General features: G+C 70.9%; 19 protein-coding genes. 7 read left to right on the plus strand and 12 right to left on the minus strand.

The genetic code is table 11. From position 1 onward, the window contains the following. Positions 1 to 12: 12 nt before the first annotated feature. Positions 13 to 729 (minus strand): hypothetical protein, encoded by a 717-nt coding sequence (locus tag HZ992_RS22885; RefSeq protein ID WP_209384109.1) that lies wholly within the window; start codon positions 727 to 729, stop codon positions 13 to 15. Then, positions 730 to 1,407 carry an orotate phosphoribosyltransferase gene (gene pyrE, locus HZ992_RS22890; protein ID WP_209384110.1) on the minus strand — a complete coding sequence of 226 codons (678 nt, stop codon included), beginning with the start codon at positions 1,405 to 1,407 and terminating at the stop codon, positions 730 to 732. Between the two features lie 12 nt (positions 1,408 to 1,419). On the opposite strand from pyrE, the gene HZ992_RS22895 reads away from it, so the two are divergent. Further along, on the plus strand, positions 1,420 to 2,205 hold the full coding sequence (locus tag HZ992_RS22895; RefSeq protein WP_209384111.1) for an exodeoxyribonuclease III: 786 nt from the start codon (positions 1,420 to 1,422) through the stop codon (positions 2,203 to 2,205). Here HZ992_RS22895 and HZ992_RS22900 read toward each other — a convergent pair. Further along, positions 2,195 to 2,905, minus strand: a complete 711-nt coding sequence (locus HZ992_RS22900) for an alpha/beta hydrolase (protein ID WP_371816766.1) — start codon at positions 2,903 to 2,905, stop codon at positions 2,195 to 2,197. The genes HZ992_RS22895 and HZ992_RS22900 overlap by 11 nt on opposite strands. Positions 2,906 to 2,928: 23 nt before the next feature. Here HZ992_RS22900 and HZ992_RS22905 point away from each other — a divergent pair, with 23 nt between their 5' ends. The 4 genes from HZ992_RS22905 to HZ992_RS22920 all read left to right on the plus strand — a co-directional run bounded on the left by HZ992_RS22905 (position 2,929) and on the right by HZ992_RS22920 (position 5,768). After that, on the plus strand, positions 2,929 to 3,564 hold the full coding sequence (locus HZ992_RS22905) for a nucleoside/nucleotide kinase family protein (protein WP_245213240.1): 636 nt from the start codon (positions 2,929 to 2,931) through the stop codon (positions 3,562 to 3,564). Beyond that, positions 3,561 to 4,202: an MBL fold metallo-hydrolase gene (locus HZ992_RS22910; RefSeq protein ID WP_209384114.1), complete on the plus strand. Its 642-nt coding sequence runs from the start codon at positions 3,561 to 3,563 to the stop codon at positions 4,200 to 4,202. Before HZ992_RS22905 ends, HZ992_RS22910 begins: the two co-directional genes overlap by 4 nt. A 109-nt stretch (positions 4,203 to 4,311) precedes the next feature. Further along, positions 4,312 to 5,031 carry a helix-turn-helix transcriptional regulator gene (locus HZ992_RS22915; RefSeq protein ID WP_209384116.1) on the plus strand — a complete coding sequence of 240 codons (720 nt, stop codon included), beginning with the start codon at positions 4,312 to 4,314 and terminating at the stop codon, positions 5,029 to 5,031. An 89-nt stretch (positions 5,032 to 5,120) separates the two neighbouring features. Then, on the plus strand, positions 5,121 to 5,768 hold the full coding sequence (locus HZ992_RS22920; RefSeq protein ID WP_209384117.1) for a Crp/Fnr family transcriptional regulator: 648 nt from the start codon (positions 5,121 to 5,123) through the stop codon (positions 5,766 to 5,768). Positions 5,769 to 5,781: 13 nt separating this feature from the next. Here HZ992_RS22920 and HZ992_RS22925 read toward each other — a convergent pair whose 3' ends face one another. From HZ992_RS22925 to HZ992_RS22955, 7 genes are all read right to left on the minus strand, one after another. Continuing rightward, positions 5,782 to 7,749 carry a S8 family serine peptidase gene (locus HZ992_RS22925; RefSeq protein ID WP_209384119.1) on the minus strand — a complete coding sequence of 656 codons (1,968 nt, stop codon included), beginning with the start codon at positions 7,747 to 7,749 and terminating at the stop codon, positions 5,782 to 5,784. Position 7,750: 1 nt separating this feature from the next. Then, entirely contained in the window at positions 7,751 to 8,941 is a 1,191-nt protein-coding gene (locus HZ992_RS22930; protein ID WP_209384120.1) for a phosphatase PAP2 family protein, read from the minus strand. Between the two features lie 52 nt (positions 8,942 to 8,993). Continuing rightward, positions 8,994 to 10,736: a tetratricopeptide repeat protein gene (locus HZ992_RS22935; protein ID WP_245213241.1), complete on the minus strand. Its 1,743-nt coding sequence runs from the start codon at positions 10,734 to 10,736 to the stop codon at positions 8,994 to 8,996. A gap of 146 nt (positions 10,737 to 10,882) precedes the next feature. Beyond that, positions 10,883 to 11,818, minus strand: coding sequence for a M48 family metallopeptidase (locus tag HZ992_RS22940; RefSeq protein ID WP_209384122.1), 936 nt, complete (start codon positions 11,816 to 11,818; stop codon positions 10,883 to 10,885). A 23-nt stretch (positions 11,819 to 11,841) separates the two neighbouring features. Further along, on the minus strand, positions 11,842 to 13,410 hold the full coding sequence (locus tag HZ992_RS22945) for an AmpG family muropeptide MFS transporter (RefSeq protein ID WP_209384123.1): 1,569 nt from the start codon (positions 13,408 to 13,410) through the stop codon (positions 11,842 to 11,844). 47 nt (positions 13,411 to 13,457) lie between these two features. Further along, complete coding sequence (locus HZ992_RS22950; protein ID WP_209384124.1) at positions 13,458 to 14,306, minus strand: anti-sigma factor family protein; 849 nt, start codon at positions 14,304 to 14,306, stop codon at positions 13,458 to 13,460. Between the two features lie 19 nt (positions 14,307 to 14,325). Next, positions 14,326 to 14,853: a sigma-70 family RNA polymerase sigma factor gene (locus HZ992_RS22955; RefSeq protein ID WP_209384125.1), complete on the minus strand. Its 528-nt coding sequence runs from the start codon at positions 14,851 to 14,853 to the stop codon at positions 14,326 to 14,328. Positions 14,854 to 14,932: 79 nt separating this feature from the next. On the opposite strand from HZ992_RS22955, the gene HZ992_RS22960 reads away from it, so the two are divergent. Continuing rightward, entirely contained in the window at positions 14,933 to 15,454 is a 522-nt protein-coding gene (locus tag HZ992_RS22960; RefSeq protein ID WP_209384127.1) for a flavin reductase family protein, read from the plus strand. 53 nt (positions 15,455 to 15,507) lie between these two features. Further along, positions 15,508 to 15,921, plus strand: a complete 414-nt coding sequence (gene trxC, locus HZ992_RS22965) for a thioredoxin TrxC (RefSeq protein ID WP_209384128.1) — start codon at positions 15,508 to 15,510, stop codon at positions 15,919 to 15,921. A 9-nt stretch (positions 15,922 to 15,930) separates the two neighbouring features. Here the strand turns inward: trxC and HZ992_RS22970 are convergent, their stop codons facing one another. Continuing rightward, positions 15,931 to 17,976, minus strand: a complete 2,046-nt coding sequence (locus HZ992_RS22970; RefSeq protein ID WP_209384130.1) for an acetoacetate--CoA ligase — start codon at positions 17,974 to 17,976, stop codon at positions 15,931 to 15,933. Beyond that, positions 17,973 to 19,769: an ABC transporter substrate-binding protein gene (locus HZ992_RS22975; RefSeq protein WP_209384131.1), complete on the minus strand. Its 1,797-nt coding sequence runs from the start codon at positions 19,767 to 19,769 to the stop codon at positions 17,973 to 17,975. Before HZ992_RS22975 ends, HZ992_RS22970 begins: the two co-directional genes overlap by 4 nt. Positions 19,770 to 19,773 lie beyond the last annotated feature (4 nt).

Consider the following 19,773-nt stretch of genomic DNA (forward strand, 5'->3'; position numbering starts at 1 on the left):
GAGCGGCGGCGGCTACTTGGCCGCCGACTTGCGTGGCGCCGACGCCACTTCGGCCGGTGGCAACGCCCCCAGCGAGCCTGGCTGGGCGCCCGACCAGAGCTTGCGCAGGCGCTCGAGCTCCAGATCGTAGAGTTCGTTGACCCGCACCAGCTCGGCCTTCTGGTTCTGCAGCAGGTCTCGCTGCGCCTCGGTGGCGGCGTCGTTGCCGTCGATCTGCTGACGAAGCTTGAGCGGCAACTGCTTGCCGACATAGAACTCGGATTCGTCCAGCAGCGGCTTGCGCTCCTTCTCGAGCGCGGCCAGCCGGGTCTCGGAAACACGCAGCGCCTTGCGCGTGTCTTCCAGCGCCGCCTGGCGCGCCTTGTTGTGCGCGGCCTCGCTCGGGAAGCGCTGCAGCAGGTTGCGGTCGCGGCGGATCGCTTCGCGCTGCACGGCTCGGGCGAGCGCCTCTTCCTGCTGGCGCGCCTCGATCGCCGCACGTTCGTCGGCGGTGGGCACCGGCGGCACGACCTGGCGGATCGAGCCGTCGGAATTGAGCAGGCGCTGGTCACGACTGGCGCACTCGGGGATCGGCCGGTCCGATGTGAGCCTCTTGCCGTTGGCGTCGATGCAGCTGTAGATGCCCGCGCTCTTCTGCGTGCCCTGCGCCGAAGCCACCGTCGGCATGGCCCCGCCGGCCACCAGCACGGTGGCGGCGACAAGGGCATGGGCCGTGGCCGAAACTCGCATTCAGACTCCGTATCGTTCGCGGTACGCGGCCACGGCGCCGAAATGCGCGCTCAGGGCCCCGTCGGCGTTGGACTGCAAGTATTGCAGCAAGTCAGAAAGCGTCGCAATGGCCGCCACCTCCAGACCGAGCTGCTGCTGGACATACTGCACAGCCGACCAGGGTGTGTCCGCACCCCCATCGGTCGCCTTCTCCTGGCGGTCCAGGGCGATCGCCACGCCGCAGGGTGTCGCCCCCGCGGCGTGAATCATCGCGATGGATTCGCGCACCGACGTGCCGGCAGACATCACGTCGTCGATGATGAGAACGCGCCCGGCCACCTTTGCGCCGACCAGCGTGCCGCCCTCGCCGTGATCTTTTGCTTCCTTGCGGTTGTAGGCGAAGGGCACGTTGCGGCCCTGGCGCGCCAGCTCGATCGCCACCGCCGCGGCCAGCGTGATGCCCTTGTAGGCCGGGCCGAACAGCATGTCGAACTGCAGGCCCGAGGCGATCAGGCGCCGCGCATAGAATTCCGCGAGGCGGCCCAGCTTGGCGCCGTCGTCGAACAGGCCGGCGTTGAAGAAGTAGGGCGACAGACGCCCCGCCTTGGTCTTGAACTCACCAAACCGCAACACGCCGGCTTCGACCGCGAACCTCACGAAGTCCTGGGCGAGGGGGTCGGTCGTGGGGCGGGTCGTCATCGGAGACTTTCAGTGTTCCGTCTGGTCACACTCAATCTGAACGGCATCCGCTCGGCGGCCACCAAGGGCTTCGAGGCCTGGGCCGAGGGCGTGGCGGCCGATTGTATGGGCGTGCAGGAGATCAAGGCGCAAGCGGCCGACGTGGCCGGGCGCTTCGAGGTCGTCGCCGGGCTGACCGGGCACTTCCACTTCGCCGACAAGAAGGGCTACTCCGGCGTGGGCCTGTACACCCGCAAGAAGCCCAGCGCGGTGATCACCGGCATCGGCAACGCGGAGTTCGACGCCGAGGGCCGCTACGTCGAGGCGCGCTTCGACAACGCCCGCCGCAAGCTGTCGATCATCAGCTGCTACTTCCCGAGCGGATCCAGCAGCGAGGAGCGCCAACAGGCCAAGTTCCGCTTCCTGGCACTGATGGCGCCGCGCCTGATCAAGCTGAAGGCCGAGCGCGAGTTCATCCTCGTGGGCGACATCAACATCGCGCACAAGGAGATCGACCTCAAGAACTGGAGGAGCAACCAGAAGAACAGCGGCTTCCTGCCGGAAGAGCGCGCCTGGATGACCCATGCGCTGGAGGAGATCGGCCTGGTCGACGTCTTCCGCACGCTCAACCCGCACCCCGAGCAGTACACGTGGTGGAGCAACCGCGGCCAGGCCTGGTCGAAGAACGTCGGCTGGCGGCTGGACTACCACCTGGCCACGCCGGCTCTGGCAAAGAAGGCGAAGAGCGAGCACATCTACCTCGAGCAGCGCTTCTCGGACCACGCCCCGCTGGTGATCGACTACGACTTCACGCTGTAGAGAGCACCTTCAGCAACCAGCGGTTCAGGTCGGCCACCTCTTCAGGGCATACCGAATGCTCCATCGGGTAGTCGTGCCACTCGACGCCGTGCCCCAGCGCTGCCAGCCTGTCGCGCGACGCTGTGCCGCGCTGCAGCGCCACCACCGGGTCCTGCGTGCCGTGGGCCAGGAAGATCGGCACGTCGTGGTTCGCAGGGCTGCGCTCGGCCGCCGTGGTGTCGGCCAGCGGCAGGTAGCCCGACATCCCGGCCAGCCCGGCCAGCCGCTCGCCGTAGCGCAGCCCGGCCATCAGCGTCATCGCGCAGCCCTGCGAGAAGCCGGCCAGCACGATGCGGTTCGCCGCCACGCCTCGTTCGCGCTCGCGATCGAGCAGCGCGGTGATGGCCGCGCACGATTCGCGCAGGCCGGCTTCGTCTTCGCTGCGCTGCAGGTCGGTGCCGAGGATGTCGTACCAGGCGCGCATGCGGTAGCCGCCGTTGATCGTCACCGGGCGCACCGGCGCGTTCGGGAAGATGAAGCGCACCGGGCCGACGGCGTCGAGGTCGAGCTCCTCGCAGATCGGCACGAAGTCGTTGCCGTCGGCGCCCAGGCCGTGCAGCACGATGATGCTGGCGGCGGGGTTCGGGCCGGTCTCGCCTTCGAGGGTTTCGAGAAGTGGGGTGGCGCTCATGATCGACGGGTCGGTGGCGGGAGATGCCATTCTGAGGCCCTACAGTGCGGGCTGTGAGCCATCCGATCCCCGCCCCGTTCCTCGCCCGTGTCGACGCGCTTCTTGCCCAGGGCGGGCGCCGCCTGCTCGGCCTCGTCGGCCCGCCCGGCGCCGGCAAGTCCACGCTCGCGCAGGCGCTGCTCGGCGCGTTTCCCGGCGTGGCGCAGGTCGTGCCGATGGACGGCTTCCACCTCGCCAACCTCGAGCTCGCCCGGCTGGGCCGCGCCGGCCGCAAGGGCGCGCCCGACACCTTCGATGCCGCCGGCTACCTGGCCCTGCTGCAGCGGCTGCGAGAGCGGGAGCGCACCGACGAGATCGTCTACGCGCCCGAGTTCCGCCGCGAGATCGAGGAGCCGATCGCCGGCGCCATCGCCGTGCTGCCGGACACGCGGCTGGTGATCACCGAAGGCAACTACCTGCTGCTGGACGACGGCCCCTGGGCCGGCATTGCCCAGCTGCTCGACGACTGCTGGTACGTCGACATCGACCCGGTCTTGCGCACGGACCGGCTCGTCGCCCGCCATCGGCAGTTCGGCCGCAGCGCCGAGCAGGCGACCGACTGGGTGGCACAGACGGACGAACCCAATGCGCGGCGCATCGAGGCCACGCGCGAACGCGCCCGTGCCGTGTTCCGCTGGAGCGATGAATGAGCTTTCGCCACCGCACCCTCCCCGTGACACCTTTTCAGCAAAATTGTTCGCTGGTCTGGGACGACGAGACGAAGCAGGCCGCCCTGATCGACCCCGGCGGCGATATCCCGCTGCTGCTCGCCGCGGTGAAGGAACTCGGCCTGACGCTCGAGCAGCTCTGGCTGACGCACGCGCACATCGACCACGCCGGCGCCACCGGCACGCTGGCGCGCACGCTCGGCCTGCCGATCATCGGCCCTCACGAGGCCGACCAGTTCTGGATCGACGCGCTGCCGCAGCAGAGCCACATGTTCGGCTTCCCGCCGGCCGAGGCCTTCAGCCCGACGATCTGGCTGCACGACGGCGACTCGGTGCGCGTGGGCGGCTGCAAGCTGCAGGTGCGCCACTGCCCGGGGCACACGCCGGGGCACGTGGTGTTCTTCGAGCCGACGACGAAGCACGCCTTCGTCGGCGACGTGCTGTTCGCCGGCAGCATCGGCCGCACTGATTTCCCGCAGGGCGACTTCGACACGCTGGTGCGCTCGATCACCACGCGGCTGTGGCCGATGGGCGACGACGTTCGCTTCACGCCCGGCCACGGGCCGCAGAGCAGCTTCGGCCAGGAGCGGCGCAGCAACCCGTTCGTCGGCGGCACCTGAGCGCGGATTCCCGCGCGGCCGGTGAATATTCACCGCCTGCGCGAAGCGCTGTTACCTAAGCTCACTTCCAACGGTGCGGGACCCGCTGTGCCGTCGAGGAGGAGCCCCCATGTTCGACCTGCTCTCCCGCGTCGCCGCCAGCGACGCCCCTTCGCCCACCGTGCCGCCAGCGCACGACCAGCCCTACCGCGGGCCCGAGCGCCGCGGCGCCACGCTGACGCTGTGGCGCTGGCTCTCCGCCGCGCTCGACGAGATCGACTACGGCATCGTGCTCGTCGGTGCGAATGGCGCCGCGCACCACGCCAACGAGGCGGCGCTCGCCGAGCTCGACGCCCAGCATCCGCTGGTGCTGCTGCACGGCGAGCTGCGCGCCCGCCGCAGCGCCGATGCCCAGCAGCTCCATGCGGCGCTGCACGACGCACAGGGCCGAGGACTGCGCCGCCTGCTCACGCTCGGCGACGGCGCACAGCAGGTCAGCGTGTCGGTGGTGCCGCTGGGCATGCCGGGCGCGACGCTGGTCATCCTGGGCAAGCGCCAGATGGGCGCCGACCTCGCCGTGCAGGGCTTCGCGCGGCTGCACCGGCTGACCGGCGGCGAAGCGCGGGTGCTGGCGGCCCTGTGCGCCGGCTCGCGGCCTTCGGAGATCGCGGCGATGCACGGCGTGGCGCTGAGCACGGTGCGCTCGCAGATCAGCAGCATCCGGCTGAAGACCGGCGCGGCGAGCATCCGCGCGCTGCTCGCGCAGGTGGCGGTGCTGCCGCCGCTGATGGGCCGGCTGCGCAGCGGTGCCGAACGCCTGCCGCTGTTGCACGACATGGCGCTCGCCTGAGCGCACCTGGCAGCGCGCAGCCCCAGCCGCCGCGGCCGCTACGATTGCGCCTGCGGTCGGCGGGCCATCACGGGCCCGGGCCGCGCCGCGTGCCCAACCTCGCCGAATCCGCCCTGTTCGACCGGCTCCCCGACTCGCTGCGCGCTCTGGCGCAACGCGGCGAGGTCAAGCGCTTCCGCAAGCACCAGCGGCTGATCGAGGAAGGCACCTTCGGCGACACGCTGTACATCATCCTGGCCGGCCGGCTGCGTGCCTCTTCCGCCGACGACCGCGGGCGCGAGATCGTCTATGGCATCTACGGCCCGGGCGAGTACCTCGGCGAGATGAGCCTGGACGGCGGGCCGCGCTCGGCATCGGTGGTGGCGCAGGAGGCCGCGGTGTGCGCGGTGATCACGCGGCACACGCTGCAGGAACACATTGCCGCCCACCCGGCGTTCGCCTTCGAGCTGCTCGAGCGCGTGATCCACCGCGCCCGCCTGGCCACGCAAAGCGCGCGCAGCATGGCGCTGCTCGATGTCTATGGGCGCGTGGCCCGCCTGCTCGAAAGCCTGGCCGCGCCGCAGCCCGACGGCAGCGGGCTGATTGCCGAGCACCTGACCCATGCCGAGATCGCCAGTCGCGTCGGCTGTTCGCGGGAGATGATCAGCCGGCTGATGAAGGACCTGGAGCGCGGCGGCTACGTCACGAACGCAGCGGACGGCGCGCGCATCGTCGCCAGATTGCCGGATCGCTGGTGAACGCGCCGGGCACTCACGCCGGATCGCCCCGCCGGCGACGCCAGCGCTCCCGCTGTTGCGGTGCCAGCGGCACCGCCGGCACCGGATGGCCCTGGAAGTCCTCGATGGTGCGGGTCGGCAGCACCACCGTGCGCGACTTGTCGACGATGTAGCGCGTCAGTTGCGGGGCCGCCATGCTCGTGCCGCTGAGGGCAACACACGAGCCGCTGGCCGTGCCTGCCGCCAGCACGCCCTTGAGCACCGGGGAATCCTCGGTGACGGCCAGCACACGCCAGCGCGATGGCTCGCTCGCCTGCAATGGCACCGACGAGTAGCGCGCCGCCGTGGCACCACCTTCGCGGTCGGTGAGCGCGCCGCCAGCCACGTGGACCCTGTCGCCGCTGGCCAGGCCGTTCAGCGTGCCGACGCGGCGCACGTAGGCAGCGTCGGAGTCGAGCACCTCCACCGCGCCGCGCGCATCGAAACGCCGGTAGTCTTCGTCGTTCAGGTAGGACTGGCGCCCCAGCGTCGGCCGCCCGAGCGGCGCATCGTCTCGCTGGACGAAGGCATTGCATTCGAGCGCGGTGGTGCCGGCGTTGTGCAGAGTCACCCGCCAGGCGCCGCTGGGGGCCGCCACCGTCCACTCGCCCGTGCACTGCGTCGGCGCCACGGCGAGCAGCCCCATGCCCTTGCGGCCGTTGGCCACCTGCTGCTGCAGGCTGAGCATGGCCACGGCCTGCCCCTTCTCGCCCGGCACCGCGACCGGCTGGCCGTGCGGCACCTCGATCGGCTGCCCGCCGGGCGGCGTGACCGTCAGGCGGATGCCGCCGATGTCGCCGACGCCATTCGCGCCGGCGGGATCGGTGAACCAGAGCTCCAGGAAGCTCGGCGTGCCGTCGCCTGGCTGGATCTGCCAGTTCAAGGTCATGGCGCTGCCCGGCGGCAGGTCGATCCAGGCGTGGCAGCGCAGTTGGTAGCTGTTGCCCGCGGCCAGCACCACGTCGCAATCGCTGCGCAGGCCGATCAGTTCGTCCAGCGCCTGCTCGAAGATGGAGCTGCCGTCGTGCGGCCCGGCGATGTTGCCGATGCTCAGGTTGATGACCACGGGGCAGCGCTCGCCGGGCGACACGGCGGCATCGGCCGTGGCCAGCACGAAGCGGATGGCATCGAGCATGAAGGCCGTCGACGAGGCACAGGAAGTGTCGGCAATCGAGCCGCCGGGCAGTTGCACGGCCACGATCGGCGGCGCTGCGGGATCGCGCGGGTCGGCGCCACAGGCGAGATCCATGACATGGGTGCCGTGCGTGACGCGATGGCGCACTTCCGTGTAGCCCATGCCGGCGTAGAGCAGGGCCTCGTCGGCCGGTCCGGCGGCGGCGGGCAGCGCCGCGAAGCGCGCTTTCAGGTCCGCCTGACCGAACACCCGACCATGGACCCACGGGCTCGAGGGATCGGCACGCTGGTGCTGGTCCCAGAAGGCCAGCAGCCGCGTGGCGTGGCGGCCGTTGGCGAACGACCGGAAGCGCTCGTTGGCGATCGCCAGGCCATCGTCGACGATGCCCACGACCACACCCGCCGCAGCCCCGCCCTGCGACTGCGCCACCGGCGGCGCAGCATCGGGGTCGGGCAGATCCGACGCGACGAAGCCGATCTCGAAGCGCTGGATCTTCGACAGCAATTCGCCCCCAGGCACGGCCCCGCCCTCGCCGGCGAGCGACGCGAGAAAGCGCGGCGAACAAGCTGCGGTGCAGTACCGTGATCGCTCCAGCCCCTGCGGAGGATTCACGTACTGAGCAGGCACGCGAAGGTCGTCTCGCGCCGACTGCCGGGCGGCCAAGGCGAACTCGCTGGCCGAGGTGGTTTCCGACAGCTCGAGCAGCAGCCAGTGCCACTCTCCCCGCGCCCCCGGGAGCAGGGCGTCGCGGAAGTTCGTCGCCCGGGCCCAGGGCAGATAGGCATCGGCCAGCGGCAGCACCGCGGCGCCGGCAATGTTCGCCGCCATTTCAGCGCCACTCGGCCGAGGCGTGCAGCCACAGCCAGGACATCGCCTTGGAGGGAACGGGCGTGTGCGCAGCGCCCAGCTTGAGGCCTTCTCCGTCCCGATCCACCTGGTTGCTGTCGCTGCCGCTCACCGGAGCCTGGAAGTCCTTCAGCAGATAGGCCTCGGCATCGAACTCCCTGGCCGTGTGGCTGCTGAAGGGCGGCAGGTGCCCCGAGGAACCCAGTGCCAGGTCGGCGCAGCGGCCGACGATGTACTCCGCCAGGCAGGTGCCGAGCACCTGGCCCGCCCGGCTGTCGACGGGGTAGTGGACGCCGGCGATGGTGCGGTTGACGGCGATGCGCGCAGCCTGCCGCAACAGCATCGCGCCCAGGCCGTCGCCCTGGTCGTCGACGCCGCGCAGCGCCATCAACACCCGGGCCGCGCAATGCGCTTCGGTCGAGTGCCCGCTCGGAAAGGAGCTGTGCCCGGGCGTCAGGATCATCGGCTGCACCTTGGGCGAGAGCTCGACCGGCCGGGCCAGCGCCAGCGCATGCTTGAAGCGCAGCTCGACCGCGATGGCGAAGCGAACCGCCGCGCCGAGCAGTTCCATCGTCCAGCGGTGGCGGTCCGGGCGCAACCCGGCGATGGCGGCCCAGTAGGTCATCAACTGCGGGATCTGCGACTGGATCTCGACCTGCCGGTCGCTGCGCAGGTCGGCATAGTCGAGCACGAACTGCAGCTGCTGGCGCATGCCGTCGGAATCCTCCGCGACAGGCCGCAGCAATCGCACCAGCGGCCGCGGGACGTCCTTCGCGTCGCGGCACGACAGTTCGAGGCCTCGGTTGCCGGCGACGGCGAATTGCAGCGGCGCGAGCAGTTCGACATCGAACACCGTGCCGCGCACCCAGGCCTCCCAGTGCGCCAGTGGCTCGACGGCATCGACGCTCGCGCGCAGGCCGGCCAACGGCGCGGGCGTGAGCGTGGCATCCAGCGTGCTGCCGACGATGCCGTCTCGGTTGCCGAGGGCACCCCCCACATCGAGAGGGCTGTCACCTGCGGCGCCGCCAGCCCCGCCAGCCCCGCCAGCCCCGCCAGCTCCGCCTGCGCCACCGGCTCCGCCCGCGCCGCCGGCGCCCCCCGCCCCTCCGGCACCGCCCAGCCCCCGCGCGCCGCCGAACACGCTCTCGAACACGAACTGCCTCGACTTGAACATGCTTCCCCCTGTGTGCTTGTATGCCGGGCGGCCCCGGCGCCGCGCGCTGCCGCTAAGAGGCGGGAACGCCGGCCGCCGCCAACGAGTCCGACCACAGCTTGCCGGTCGCGAAGCCGCTGCTCGGCGAGCGATCCAGATACCCGCTGATCGTCAGCTGCGGCTCCAGCACCATCAGCGCACGCACCGTTTCGCGCGCTTCGTCCAGGCGCCCCAGCTGGACCTGGGCGATGGCCATCGCGCGCAGCGTGGAGGTGTGCGTGCGGTGCAGCTTGAGGGAGCGCTTCGCGTGTTCGATGGTGCGCTCGTACTGGCCGTCGGCGAGGGCCGCGGTGGCCGTGAGCGACTCGAAGAAATAGCGCATCGGATCCAGCGGCGACAGCGCGAGCGCGCGCTCGGCGGCGTGCACCGCGGGCCCGCCCTCGCCCTTGAACGCATGCAGCGTGCCGCTGAAGAGCCACGCCAGCGGCTCGCTCGGGTTCTCGGCCAGCGCAAGCTCGTAGCGTTGTGCCGCGCCGTCCAGGTCCTTCATCAGGTTGCAGTGCACGAAGCCGTCGATCGCCAGCGACAGCGACGAGGCGGGATCGATGTCCAGCGCGCGCCGCGTGCAATCGAGCGCGAGGCTGGTGTCGCGCCGCATGTCCGTCGACCAGCCCTGCTGGACGCGCATCACGTGCCACTTGGCCAGCCAGGCGTGCGGCGCGGCATGCCGGCGGTCGCGGTCGACGAGGTGCTCGAGCATCTCCCGCGCACGATCGAAATCGTGCCAGGCCGTCCCGTGCAGCAGGTTCACCGCCGCCATCAGCAGGCAGTAGCTCTCCAGCGTGGCGAGCGGTTCGCGGCGTGCGCGCTCGACCTGGCGCCGGGCCAGGGCCGAGCAGACGCGGTGGGTGAGGTCGTGCACCATCGGGTCGTCGCCGCTGAACACCCCGGGCACGCTGCCGCGAACCTCCCCGGCCCAGACCACCTTGGCGCTCGTCGCCTCGGTCAGCTCGACGACCAGGCGCAGCCGCTCGTTGACGATGTGCATCGTGCCGGCCAGCACGTAGTCGGCGCGCAGGTGCGTGCGGATGCTCGGCAGGGCACCGGCGCGCCCGCGGAACACGCTGGTCGACAGGCGCGAGACGACCGTCAGTTCCGGGCTGCGGGACAGCGACGCGATCAGTTCGTCGGCGACGGCATCGCCGAGCAGCTGCTGCATCGCGTCCTGGTTCGGAGCATCGAACGGCACCACGGCGATGGCGGGGCGCAGCGCGTTGGCGATCATGGGCGGCATCCACGCGGCTTCTGCAGGTGGCGGGCTCAGGCGGTGTGCGCGGACGGGTTCGTCGATGTGCTTGAGGTAGCACTCGCCGAGGTCTTCCACTTCGGCGTCGAGCCCCGGCACGAGCCGGTCGCGCACCTCGCCCGACACGACGATGCCCCCGGGCTCGGCCAGCTGCAGCAGGCGCGCCGCGAGATTGACGCCTGCGCCATACAGGTCGTGCTCATCGACGATGACGTCCGTCACGTGGGCGCTCGCCCGCAGCCGCATCGCCGAGGGCGACGCAGCGGGCGGTGAATGGGCCGCGAGGGTGGTGAACATGTCCAGCGTGCAGCGGATGGCGGGGGGGACGCTTTCGAACTCCAGCATCAAACCGTCGCCCATGCGCTTGACCAGCCGGCCGCCGTGCTCGGGCAGCAATCGGGTCACGACCTCGTGAACGAAGGCCTGCCAGCGCCGCACCGTGCCTTCTTCGTCGTGTGCGATCAGCCTGACGGACTCGACCAGGTCGACCACCACGACCGTGCGGGTCATGCGGCGAAGCAGGGGCCATGAAGGATCGGGTTGATTGGCCGTCATCTTGTCGCTTCGTCCCTGAACGCGTCATCCGCATTCTGGAGGAGAAGCCCCGACCCAACCAGACCCATCGCGCGGCGCCGCAGCCGCTGCGCAGGCGCTCCTCAGCCGCCGCCGGACTTGGCCGCCGCTGCCGGCGGCTTGGGCGGCCCGAAGCGCTGTGCCGGCCGCTCGGCGCGCTCGTACAGGCCCTGAACCTTCGGGATGTTGACCTCGATGTCGCGGATGCGCGTAGGGCCGGTCGGGTGCGTGCTCAGGAACTGCGGCGGCGCGCCCTTGGAGGCCTCGGCCATCTTCTGCCACAGCGTCACGCCGGCGCGCGGGTCGTAGCCCGCGCGCGCAGCGAGCTCGATGCCGATCAGGTCGGCCTCGGACTCGTCCTCGCGGCTGAACTTCAGCGTGAGCAGCTGGCCGCCCATGTTGAGCAGGGTGTCGCCGGCGCTGCCCAGACCGAGCAGCGCCGACAGCGCGCCGGCGCCGATGCGCGTGGCCGCCGTCTTGCCCATGCGCTCGCGCGCGTGCTCGCGCAGCGCATGCGCCGCCTCGTGGCCCATGATCATGGCCACCTCGTCGTCATTGAGCTGGAGCTTGCTCAGGATGCCGTAATAGAAGGCGATCTTGCCGCCGGGCATGCAGAAGGCGTTCAGCTCGCTGCTGCCGATCAGGCTGACCTCCCACTTCCAGCCCTGCGCGCGCGGGTTCCATTCGTAGGTGTGCGGGATGATGCGCTTGGCGATGGCGCGCAGGCGGATCAGCTGCGGGTGGTCGTCGGGCGCCAGGCCCTTCTGCTGCGCAGCCTGCTGGCGCATCTGCTGGTACTGCGAGGCGGCCGCCTTCTCGACCTGGTCGGCCGACACCAGCTTGCTCATGGCCGACGGCTTGCCCACGTCCACGCCTTCGCGGGCCAGTGTGGGCAGCGCCGCGCCGGCGAGCAGGCCGCCGGTGAACAGCCGGCGTGCATGCAGCCGGCAGCGGCAGCCTCGCTCGTGCTGCATCGCGGGCAGCGGAACCTGGGCGTCGGTGCGAAAGTCGTGGTTCATGGCGGGCGAATTCTAGGCAGCGCTCAATCCTCGGCAGCGGGTGCGGTGATCGGGTCGGCTTCTAGCGCGCGCACCTGCGCGCGCAGCCACCACAGCATCCACAACGCCGGCAGCGCCACCACGGTCGACACCAGGAAGAAGGTCGGCCAGCCGATCGTCTCGGCCAGCACACCGGCCAGCGGCCCCACCCAGACGCGGCCGATCGAGGCGAAGGCGCTGAGCAGCGCGAACTGCGTGGCGGTGAAGCGCTGGTTGCACAGGCTCATCAGGAAGGCGACGAAGGCGGCCGTGCCCATGCCGCCCGACAGGTTCTCGAAGGCGATCACCATCAGCAGCCCGCCGTCCACCGGCGTGGCGCTGGCGAGCTTGACGAAGCCCCAGTCGAAGGCGGGGATCACCAGGCCGGGCATCAGGCCCTTGCCGCTGACTGCCAGCCACCAGAAGCCCAGGTTGCTGGCCATCTGCAGCACGCCGAACAGGAACAGCGAGCGCCACAGCCCGAGCTTGAGCATCAGCGCGCCGCCGAGCAGCGCACCGCCGATGGTCAGCCACAGGCCGATCACCTTGTTGACCACGCCCACCTCGGCGGGCGCGAAAGCCATGCTCTTGAGCAGGAAGGGCGTCATCAGCGAGCCGGCGAAGGCGTCGCCCAGCTTGTAGAGCACGATGAAGATCAGGAAGGCGGCCGCGCCGGGCTGCGCGAAATAGTTCGCGAGGCCCGACAGCAGCGTCTCGAACTTCGCGCGGCGCGCCGCCCAGGCGGCCAGCGGCAGCGTGATGGCGATGCCGATCAGTAGCGCGAGCAGGTCCGCCCACTTGGTGGCCGAGGCGAACATCGAGCGCGCCAGCGGCGCGACCACGCGGTCGGTGAGCAGCACGCCGACTGCCACCGCAGCGAGCACGGCGACGAAGCCGATCAGGTCGTTGCGGGCCACGCTGCGCGGCGCCGCGATCGCCGGCAGGCGCGGCAGCACCAGCGCCGACAGCACGGCCGCGGCCACCATCACCCCGGCCATGAAGCGGTAGACCTCGCTCCAGTTCCAGCCGCCACCCTGGTTCGGGTCGGTCCAGATCAGCGCGATGCCGCCGGAGACGATCATCGCCAGCCGGTAGCCGAGCACGTTCAGCGACGAGCCCAGGCCGCGCTCGGCGGCGCTGAGCAGGTCGGTGCGGTAGGCGTCGATGACCACGTCCTGCGACGCCGACACGAAGGCCACCAGCACCGCCAGCATCGCGAAGGCGCGGGTGGCCTGCGTCGGCGAGGTGGCCGCCATGGCCATCAGCGCGCCGGCCAGCGCGAGCTGCGTCAGCACCAGCCAGCCGCGCCGGCGGCCGAGCAGCGGCAGCTCGAAGCGGTCCATCAGCGGCGCCCAGAGGAACTTGAAGGTGTAGGGCAGGCCGACCAGGCTGAGGAAGCCGATGGTGGCGACATCCAGCCCTTCCATGCTCAGCCAGGCCTGCATGGCCTGGCCGGTCAGCGCCAGCGGCAATCCGGAGGCGAAGCCCAGCAGCAGGACGACCGCGAGCCGGTGCCAGGACGCGAGGCGCTTTGCCAGGCCGGCAGCGGGCGCGGCGACGGGGGACGGGGGCATCGGCCCATTCTAGGAGCGGGCCTGCGACGGCCCGGCCCCGAGCGGGCTCAGGAGGCCGGCGCGCCCGACGGCGAAGCCGAATCCTGGCGTTCGATGGCCTCGGCCAGGGCGAGCAGGCGCTCGCGCGGCAGGTCGCCGACGATGGCGTAGCCGCAGGCCGGGTGGCCGGGGCTGTCGCCCTCGACCCAGTAGAACAGGCCGGTGCGGCCCTGCTGCTCGTAGCGGAAGGTCGCCGGCGTGCCGACTTCCGGCTTGCGCAGGTAGATGGTCACGCGCAGCGGTGGCTGCCCGGCCGGCGCCTCGCCGATGGACTGGTACATGAGCTGGGCGCTCGGGCCCTTGGCATCAGGCAGCAGGCGGCCGCCGACCAGCTCGAAGCCCTGCGAACGCAGGTCGAACAGCTTGACCGGCATCTCCAGCCGCTTGGTGAGCCAGCGCGCGAGGTGTTCTTCCTGCGCCTTCACCTCGACCGGGTGGCGCACCTCCGGCACGTAGACGCTGTGCGCCACCGCGGCGCGTTGCACCCAGCTCGGCCCGCCGGAGGAAGAGGCCAGCTGGGCGGCCGGACGCTCGACGCGCCAGGCGATCGCCGCACCCACGGCGCCGCCGAGCACGAACACCGCGAAGGCGGCGGCCCAGCGCATCCAGCCGGTGTTCGACGCCGCCGTGGCGGGGGCCTGGCTCCACACCACCTGCGTCAGGCGCTGCGGCACCGGCTCGGCCAGCACGCTGTCCAGCCGGGCACGCAAGCCCTCGGCGTCGGCGGCCCACAAGCGCACGCGGGCGGCCTCTTCGGGATGGTCGCGCAGCCAGGCCTCGACCTCGATGCGCTTCTCGGCATCGAGTTCGTCGTCCAGCCAGGCGTTCAGGAGGTTGTCGATCGGGGGGGCGTTCATGGCAATCCGTTCATGCGACTCAGACGACGCGGCGCAGGCCGCGCGCGTTGCTCGGGGCACGCCCGTCGAGCAGGTCGCGCAGCGCCGAGCGTGCGCGGGAGATGCGCGACATCACCGTGCCCACCGGAATGCGCAGCACTTCGGCGCATTCCGCATAGGAGAGTTGTTCGAGCGTGACGAGCAGCAGCGGCTGGCGCTGCTCGACAGGCAGCTTGGAGAGCGCGGCCACCAGGTCCAGACGCAGTCCGATGTCGTTGCCGACGGCAGGCAGCGCATCGACGACGTCGCGCGCTTCGTTCGGCTCGACCAGGGTCATGCGCTTGTCGCGCCGGCGCTCGTCCATGAAGGCGTTGTGCGCGATCGACAGCGTCCAGACGAGGATGTCGCGCTGCTGGTCGAACTGGTGCCAGTGCGCCAGCGCACGCTCCAGGGTGGTCTGCACCAGGTCGTCCGCCGCGCTCGGGTCGAACACCAGCGAGCGCGCGTAGCGACGCAGGCGCGGGATGGCACCGAGCAGCTGCTGGCGGAAGGCGGTGGGGGCGTCCACGTTGGGCATACGGAGCCGGGAGCGCGATTATTCCCCCGCGCCGGGCCAAGGGCAGGCCCGTTCCGCGAGAATGTCACGCATGACGCCGCCCTCGCACGCGCCCGCCAAGGCGCGCTCGCCCTCGTTCTCGTCCCCCGAATTCCGCGCGGCACTGGGCATGTTCGCCACCGGCGTGACGGTGGTCACGGCGCGCGGGCCCGACGGCGTGCCGGTCGGGCTGACGGCCAATTCTTTCAATTCTGTTTCCCTGACACCGCCGCTGGTGCTGTGGAGCCTGTCGCGCAAGGCCGGCACGATGCCGGCCTTCCGCGCCGGCTCGCACTACGCGATCAACATCCTCGCCGCCGACCAGCGCGAACTCGCCGAGCGTTTCGCCGGCAAGGCCGAAGACCGGTTCGCCGGCGTGGCCTGGCACGACGGCGCCGCCGGCGCGCCGGTGATCGACGGCGCGGTGGCGGTGTTCGAGTGCTTCAACCGCAGCCGCTACGAAGAAGGCGACCACGTCATCTTCGTCGGCGAGGTGGAGCGATGCAGCCATCGCGCGGGCGCGCAGCCGCTGCTCTTCCACGGCGGGCGCTACTACACCGAGCTGCCGCTCTGACTTGAAATCCGCGCCGGCGGCCTGAACTCCCCCGGGTATCCTCGGAGGACCCCATGCACATCGCCTGCGCCCATTGCGGCACCACCAACCGCGTGCCCGACGAACGCCTTGCCCAGGACCCGGTCTGCGGCCGCTGCGGTCAAGCCCTGCTCGCCGGCGAGCCCATCGAATTGACCGACGCCAACTTCGAGGCCGTGACCTCGCGCACCGAGCTGCCGGTGGTGGTGGACTTCTGGGCCTCCTGGTGCGGCCCCTGCCGCATGATGGCGCCGCAGTTCGAGCAAGCTGCGCTTCAGCTCAAGGGCCGCGCGCTGCTGGCCAAGGTCGATACCGACGCCAACCCGCAGGTCGCCTCGCGATTCGCCATCCGCAGCATCCCGACGATGGTCAAGCTGCAGGGCGGAAAAGAGGTGCAGCGCACTTCTGGTGCGATGCAGGCCGGCCAGATCGTCGGCTGGGTGGGCTGAGCAGCCTGTTCAGCCGGCGTGCGCGGCAGCGCGTTTCGCCGCGAAGTCCACGAACCACGGCACGCAGGTGGCGTTGGCCATCGCATCGAGCTTGAAGACCTGCTCGGGCGGCGTGCCCATCAGCAGCTTCTTCACCGGCAGCTCCATCTTCTTGCCCGACAGCGTGCGCGGGATCGACTCGACCTGGAAGATCTCGTTGGGCACGTGGCGCGCCGACAGCGCCGTCTTGATCGCCTCGCGCAGGCGCTTCGTGAGCGCGCCGTCGAGCGCGAGTCCCTCGCGCAGCACCACGAACAGCGGCATGTAGCTTTCGCGGCCCAGGTACTCGAGGTCGACGACCAGGCTGTCGAGCACCTCGGGCTGCGCCTCCACCGCGCGGTACAGCTCGGCCGTGCCCATGCGGATGCCGTGGCGGTTGATGGTGGCGTCGCTGCGCCCGTAGATGATCGCGCCGCCGCGCGGCGTGATGCGGATCCAGTCGCCGTGGCGCCAGACACCCGGGTACATGTCGAAGTACGAGTCCCGATAGCGCTGGCCGCTGTCGTCGTTCCAGAAGCGCAGCGGCATCGACGGCATCGGCTTCGTGCACACCAGTTCGCCGACCTCGTCGACCAGCGAGCGGCCGCGGCCGCTGGCGTCGGGCTCGCTCCAGGCTTCCACCGCCGCGCCCAGGCAGCGGCACTGCATCTCGCCCTCGACCACCGGCAACGTCGCCAGCCCGCCGACGAAGGCGCCCGCGAAATCGGTGCCGCCGGCGATGGGCGCCAGCCAGATGTCGCGGCCATCGACCTTCGGCATGTGCTGCCAGATCCAGTGGTAGCCGTCGATGGCCAGCGGCGAGCCGGTCGAGCCGATGGCGCGCAGCCGGGACAGGTCGGCCACCTTCGCCGGCTCGATGCCGGCCTTCAGGCAATTGGCGTAGAAGGCCGCGCCGGCTCCGAAGAAGGTGGCACCGGCATCGGCTGCGAAGCGCCAGATGGTGGTCAGGTCCGGCGCGGCGATGCGACCGCCGGGGTTGCCGTCGTAGATGCACACGGTGGTGCCGCCGAGCAGCGCGCCGGGCTGGGTGTTCCACATGATCCAGCCGGTCGAGCTGTACCAGTGGTAGCGGTCGCCGGTGTCGGCGCTGGGCCCGACATTGTTGTGCAGCGAACCCATCTTCAGCGCCTCGAGCACGATGCCGCCGTGGCCGTGAACGATGGGCTTGGGCAGGCCGGTGGTGCCGCTCGAGTAGACCACCCACAGCGGGTGGTCGAAGGGCAGCCACTCGGGCCGCAGCGTCGCCTCACCTGCCACCAGCGCGGCGAAGTCGTGCAGCCGGCGCCCCGGCGCGGCGAGCGCGCCCGCGTCGGCCGCTTCGTCGCGGTAGCGCAGCAGCACTGCGTGCTGCACGCTGGGCAGTTCGTCGAGCAGCTGGCGCAGCACCGGCAGGCGGTCGTGCTCGACGCCGCCGTAGATGTAGCCATCGACGCCGATCAGCACCTTCGGTTCGATCTGCTTGAAGCGGTCGAGCACCGCCAGCGGCCCCATGTCGGGCGAACAGACCGACCAGATCGCGCCCAGGCTGGCCACGGCCAGGAAGCTCACGATGGCGTGCGGCGTGTTCGGCAGGAAGGCGCAGACACGGTCGCCGCGCTGCACGCCCATGCCGCGCAGCGCCTGCGCGAGCGAGGCGACCTGGCGGCGCAGCTCCGGCCACGTGATCTGCTGCATCGTGCCGGCGTCGCGCATCCGCTCGTTCTGGAACAGAAGCGCCGGCTGCCCCGCCGCGTGCGCCGCGTCGGCATGACGGAACACCTGCTGCGCGTAGTTGAGCTGCGCACCGGGGAACCAGCGCGCGCCGGGCATGACTTCGTCCACCAGCACCGCCTCGTGCGGCGTGGGTGACTCGATGGCGAAGTACTCCCACAGCGAGCCCCAGAAGCCGCGCAGGTCGGCCACCGACCAGCGCCACAGCGCGTCGTAGCCTTCGGTCGTTCGCGGGTCGAAGTGCAGGCCGCGGTGTTCGGCCAGCCAGCGCGTGTAGCGCAGGATCTGCGCTTCTGGCAATGTCATGTCGCTGTCTCCTTGTCGACCCCGGTGTAGATCCAGGATTCGCGCGCGAAGGGGTGCCGCCAGAAGCCGCGCACGCGCGGCTGCAGCAGGTCGTTGGTGATGGTGTGCACGTGCACCTTGTAGGGCATGTGCGCGACCAGCATGTTCTTGCCCTCGCGCATCAGCGCGTCGCGCTCGGGGCCGTCGGGCAGCACGTTCTGGCGCTCGAACAGGCGGTCGAAGGCGGGCAGCGAGAAGCGCGAGTCGTTCGACTCGTTGGCGTTCGGGCCGTAGGCGATGCCGAGGAAGAAGCCGCCGTCGGGCGAACCGGCGCTCCAGCTGTAGCCCCACATCATCAGGCTCGCGCTGCGGCCGCGCTTGAGCAGGTCGCCCCAGGTCGCGAGGTCGAACTCCATGCGCACGCCGACCTTGGCCAGGTTCTTGCGCCACAGCTCGTTCAGGCGCCGCGAGAGCTGGTTGGTGGTGGACGACAGGCGCAGCACCAGCGGCGAGCCGTCGGGCCGCTCGCGCCATCCGTCGCCATTGCGGTCGACGTAGCCGTACAGGTCGAGCAGCGCCTTGGCACGCGCCGGCGCGTGCTCGCTCATCTCGCTGCGGTAGTCGGTGTCGTAGCCCGAGGTGAAGGGCACCACCACCGACTGCGCCGGCACGCCCTGCCCCTGGCGCACGAGGCGCAGCTCCTCGGCATTGTCGTAGGCCAGCGCGACGGCGCGGCGCAGCGCCACCTTGTCGGGCGTGTAGCCGCCGACCACCGGGTCGAGCATGTTGAAGTAGGTCATCACCATGTCGGGCTGCAGCGCGCGCTGCAGCCGGATGCCCTGGCGCGCCAGGTTGGGTGCGATCACGCCGCCGGGCAGGGCCACCGTCGCGAAGTCCACCGGCACGCGGATCTGGTCGATCGCGCCGTTCAGGAAGGCCAGCCAGCGCGGCTGCGACTCGTCGACGACGTGGATCTCGATGCGCTCGGTCAGTGGCAGCCGCCGCCCGGCCAGCTCGGCGGCGATGGCCTGCGCCTGCGTGTCGCCCTCGGCAGGCTCACCTTCGAAGAATCGCTCGCGGTACAGCGGGTTGCGCACGAGCTCGATGCGCGAGGCGCGCCGCCACGAGGCCAGCCGGTACGGCCCGGTGCCCACCGGGTGCGCGGCGATGTCGCTGCCGTAGGCCTCGACCACCTCGCGGGCCAGCGCCCCGGTCAGGCCGCACAGCGCGAACTGGTAGACGAAGCGCGGATTGGGCGCGGCCAGGCGGATGCGGAAGGTGTAGCGATCGAGCGCGCGCAGGCCGTCGACCTCGCGGTCGTAGTCGAAGGGCGTCTTGTCCTTGATGGCACGCTCGCGCAGTGCCGGCAGGTCGAGGATGCCGGCGTTCTCGAAGACGTACAGGTTCTCGCTGTTGTTGCGCGGGTCGTAGTAGCGCTTGAGGCTGTAGACGTAGTCCTGCGCGACCAGCTCCCGCGGCCGTCCCTTGAAGGCCGGGTCGTCGGCGAAGAAGATCCCCGGCCGGATGCGGAAGGTGAAGCTGCGGAAGTCGTCGCCGATCTCCGGCAGCGCCGCGGCCGTCAGCGGCCGCAGCTTGACCGGTCTGGCCACGTGGTCGTAGCACAGCGGCGACTCGAAGATGCAGGCGGCCACGCGATTGGAGTTCTCGTCACCGATCGCCAGCGGGTCGAAGCCGGTCTCGGCGGTCTCCAGCGCCACGCGCAGGGTGTCGGCGGGTGCCGCGCGCTGCGCCGCGTGGGTCGACGGCAGAGCGAGCCAGGCCGCCGACGCCCCGAGCCAGTCGCGCCGGCGCATGCGC

Source organism: Rhizobacter sp. AJA081-3 (assembly GCF_017795745.1).
GTDB lineage: Bacteria > Pseudomonadota > Gammaproteobacteria > Burkholderiales > Burkholderiaceae_C > Piscinibacter.

Bases quoted from the DNA above. Each gene is read 5' to 3' on its own strand.
- HZ992_RS22940 (WP_209384122.1), bottom strand. From the start codon at position 11,818: ATGAACCACGACTTTCGCACCGACGCCCAGGTTCCGCTGCCCGCGATG.
- HZ992_RS22915 (WP_209384116.1), top strand. From the start codon at position 4,312: ATGTTCGACCTGCTCTCCCGCGTCGCCGCCAGCGACGCCCCTTCGCCC.
- HZ992_RS22885 (WP_209384109.1), bottom strand. From the start codon at position 729: ATGCGAGTTTCGGCCACGGCCCATGCCCTTGTCGCCGCCACCGTGCTG.
- pyrE (WP_209384110.1), bottom strand. From the start codon at position 1,407: ATGACGACCCGCCCCACGACCGACCCCCTCGCCCAGGACTTCGTGAGG.
- HZ992_RS22900 (WP_371816766.1), bottom strand. From the start codon at position 2,905: ATGGCATCTCCCGCCACCGACCCGTCGATCATGAGCGCCACCCCACTT.
- HZ992_RS22945 (WP_209384123.1), bottom strand. From the start codon at position 13,410: ATGCCCCCGTCCCCCGTCGCCGCGCCCGCTGCCGGCCTGGCAAAGCGC.
- HZ992_RS22925 (WP_209384119.1), bottom strand. From the start codon at position 7,749: ATGGCGGCGAACATTGCCGGCGCCGCGGTGCTGCCGCTGGCCGATGCC.
- HZ992_RS22935 (WP_245213241.1), bottom strand. From the start codon at position 10,736: ATGACCCGCACGGTCGTGGTGGTCGACCTGGTCGAGTCCGTCAGGCTG.
- HZ992_RS22975 (WP_209384131.1), bottom strand. From the start codon at position 19,769: ATGCGCCGGCGCGACTGGCTCGGGGCGTCGGCGGCCTGGCTCGCTCTG.
- HZ992_RS22930 (WP_209384120.1), bottom strand. From the start codon at position 8,941: ATGTTCAAGTCGAGGCAGTTCGTGTTCGAGAGCGTGTTCGGCGGCGCG.
- trxC (WP_209384128.1), top strand. From the start codon at position 15,508: ATGCACATCGCCTGCGCCCATTGCGGCACCACCAACCGCGTGCCCGAC.
- HZ992_RS22950 (WP_209384124.1), bottom strand. From the start codon at position 14,306: ATGAACGCCCCCCCGATCGACAACCTCCTGAACGCCTGGCTGGACGAC.
- HZ992_RS22960 (WP_209384127.1), top strand. From the start codon at position 14,933: ATGACGCCGCCCTCGCACGCGCCCGCCAAGGCGCGCTCGCCCTCGTTC.
- HZ992_RS22910 (WP_209384114.1), top strand. From the start codon at position 3,561: ATGAGCTTTCGCCACCGCACCCTCCCCGTGACACCTTTTCAGCAAAAT.
- HZ992_RS22970 (WP_209384130.1), bottom strand. From the start codon at position 17,976: ATGACATTGCCAGAAGCGCAGATCCTGCGCTACACGCGCTGGCTGGCC.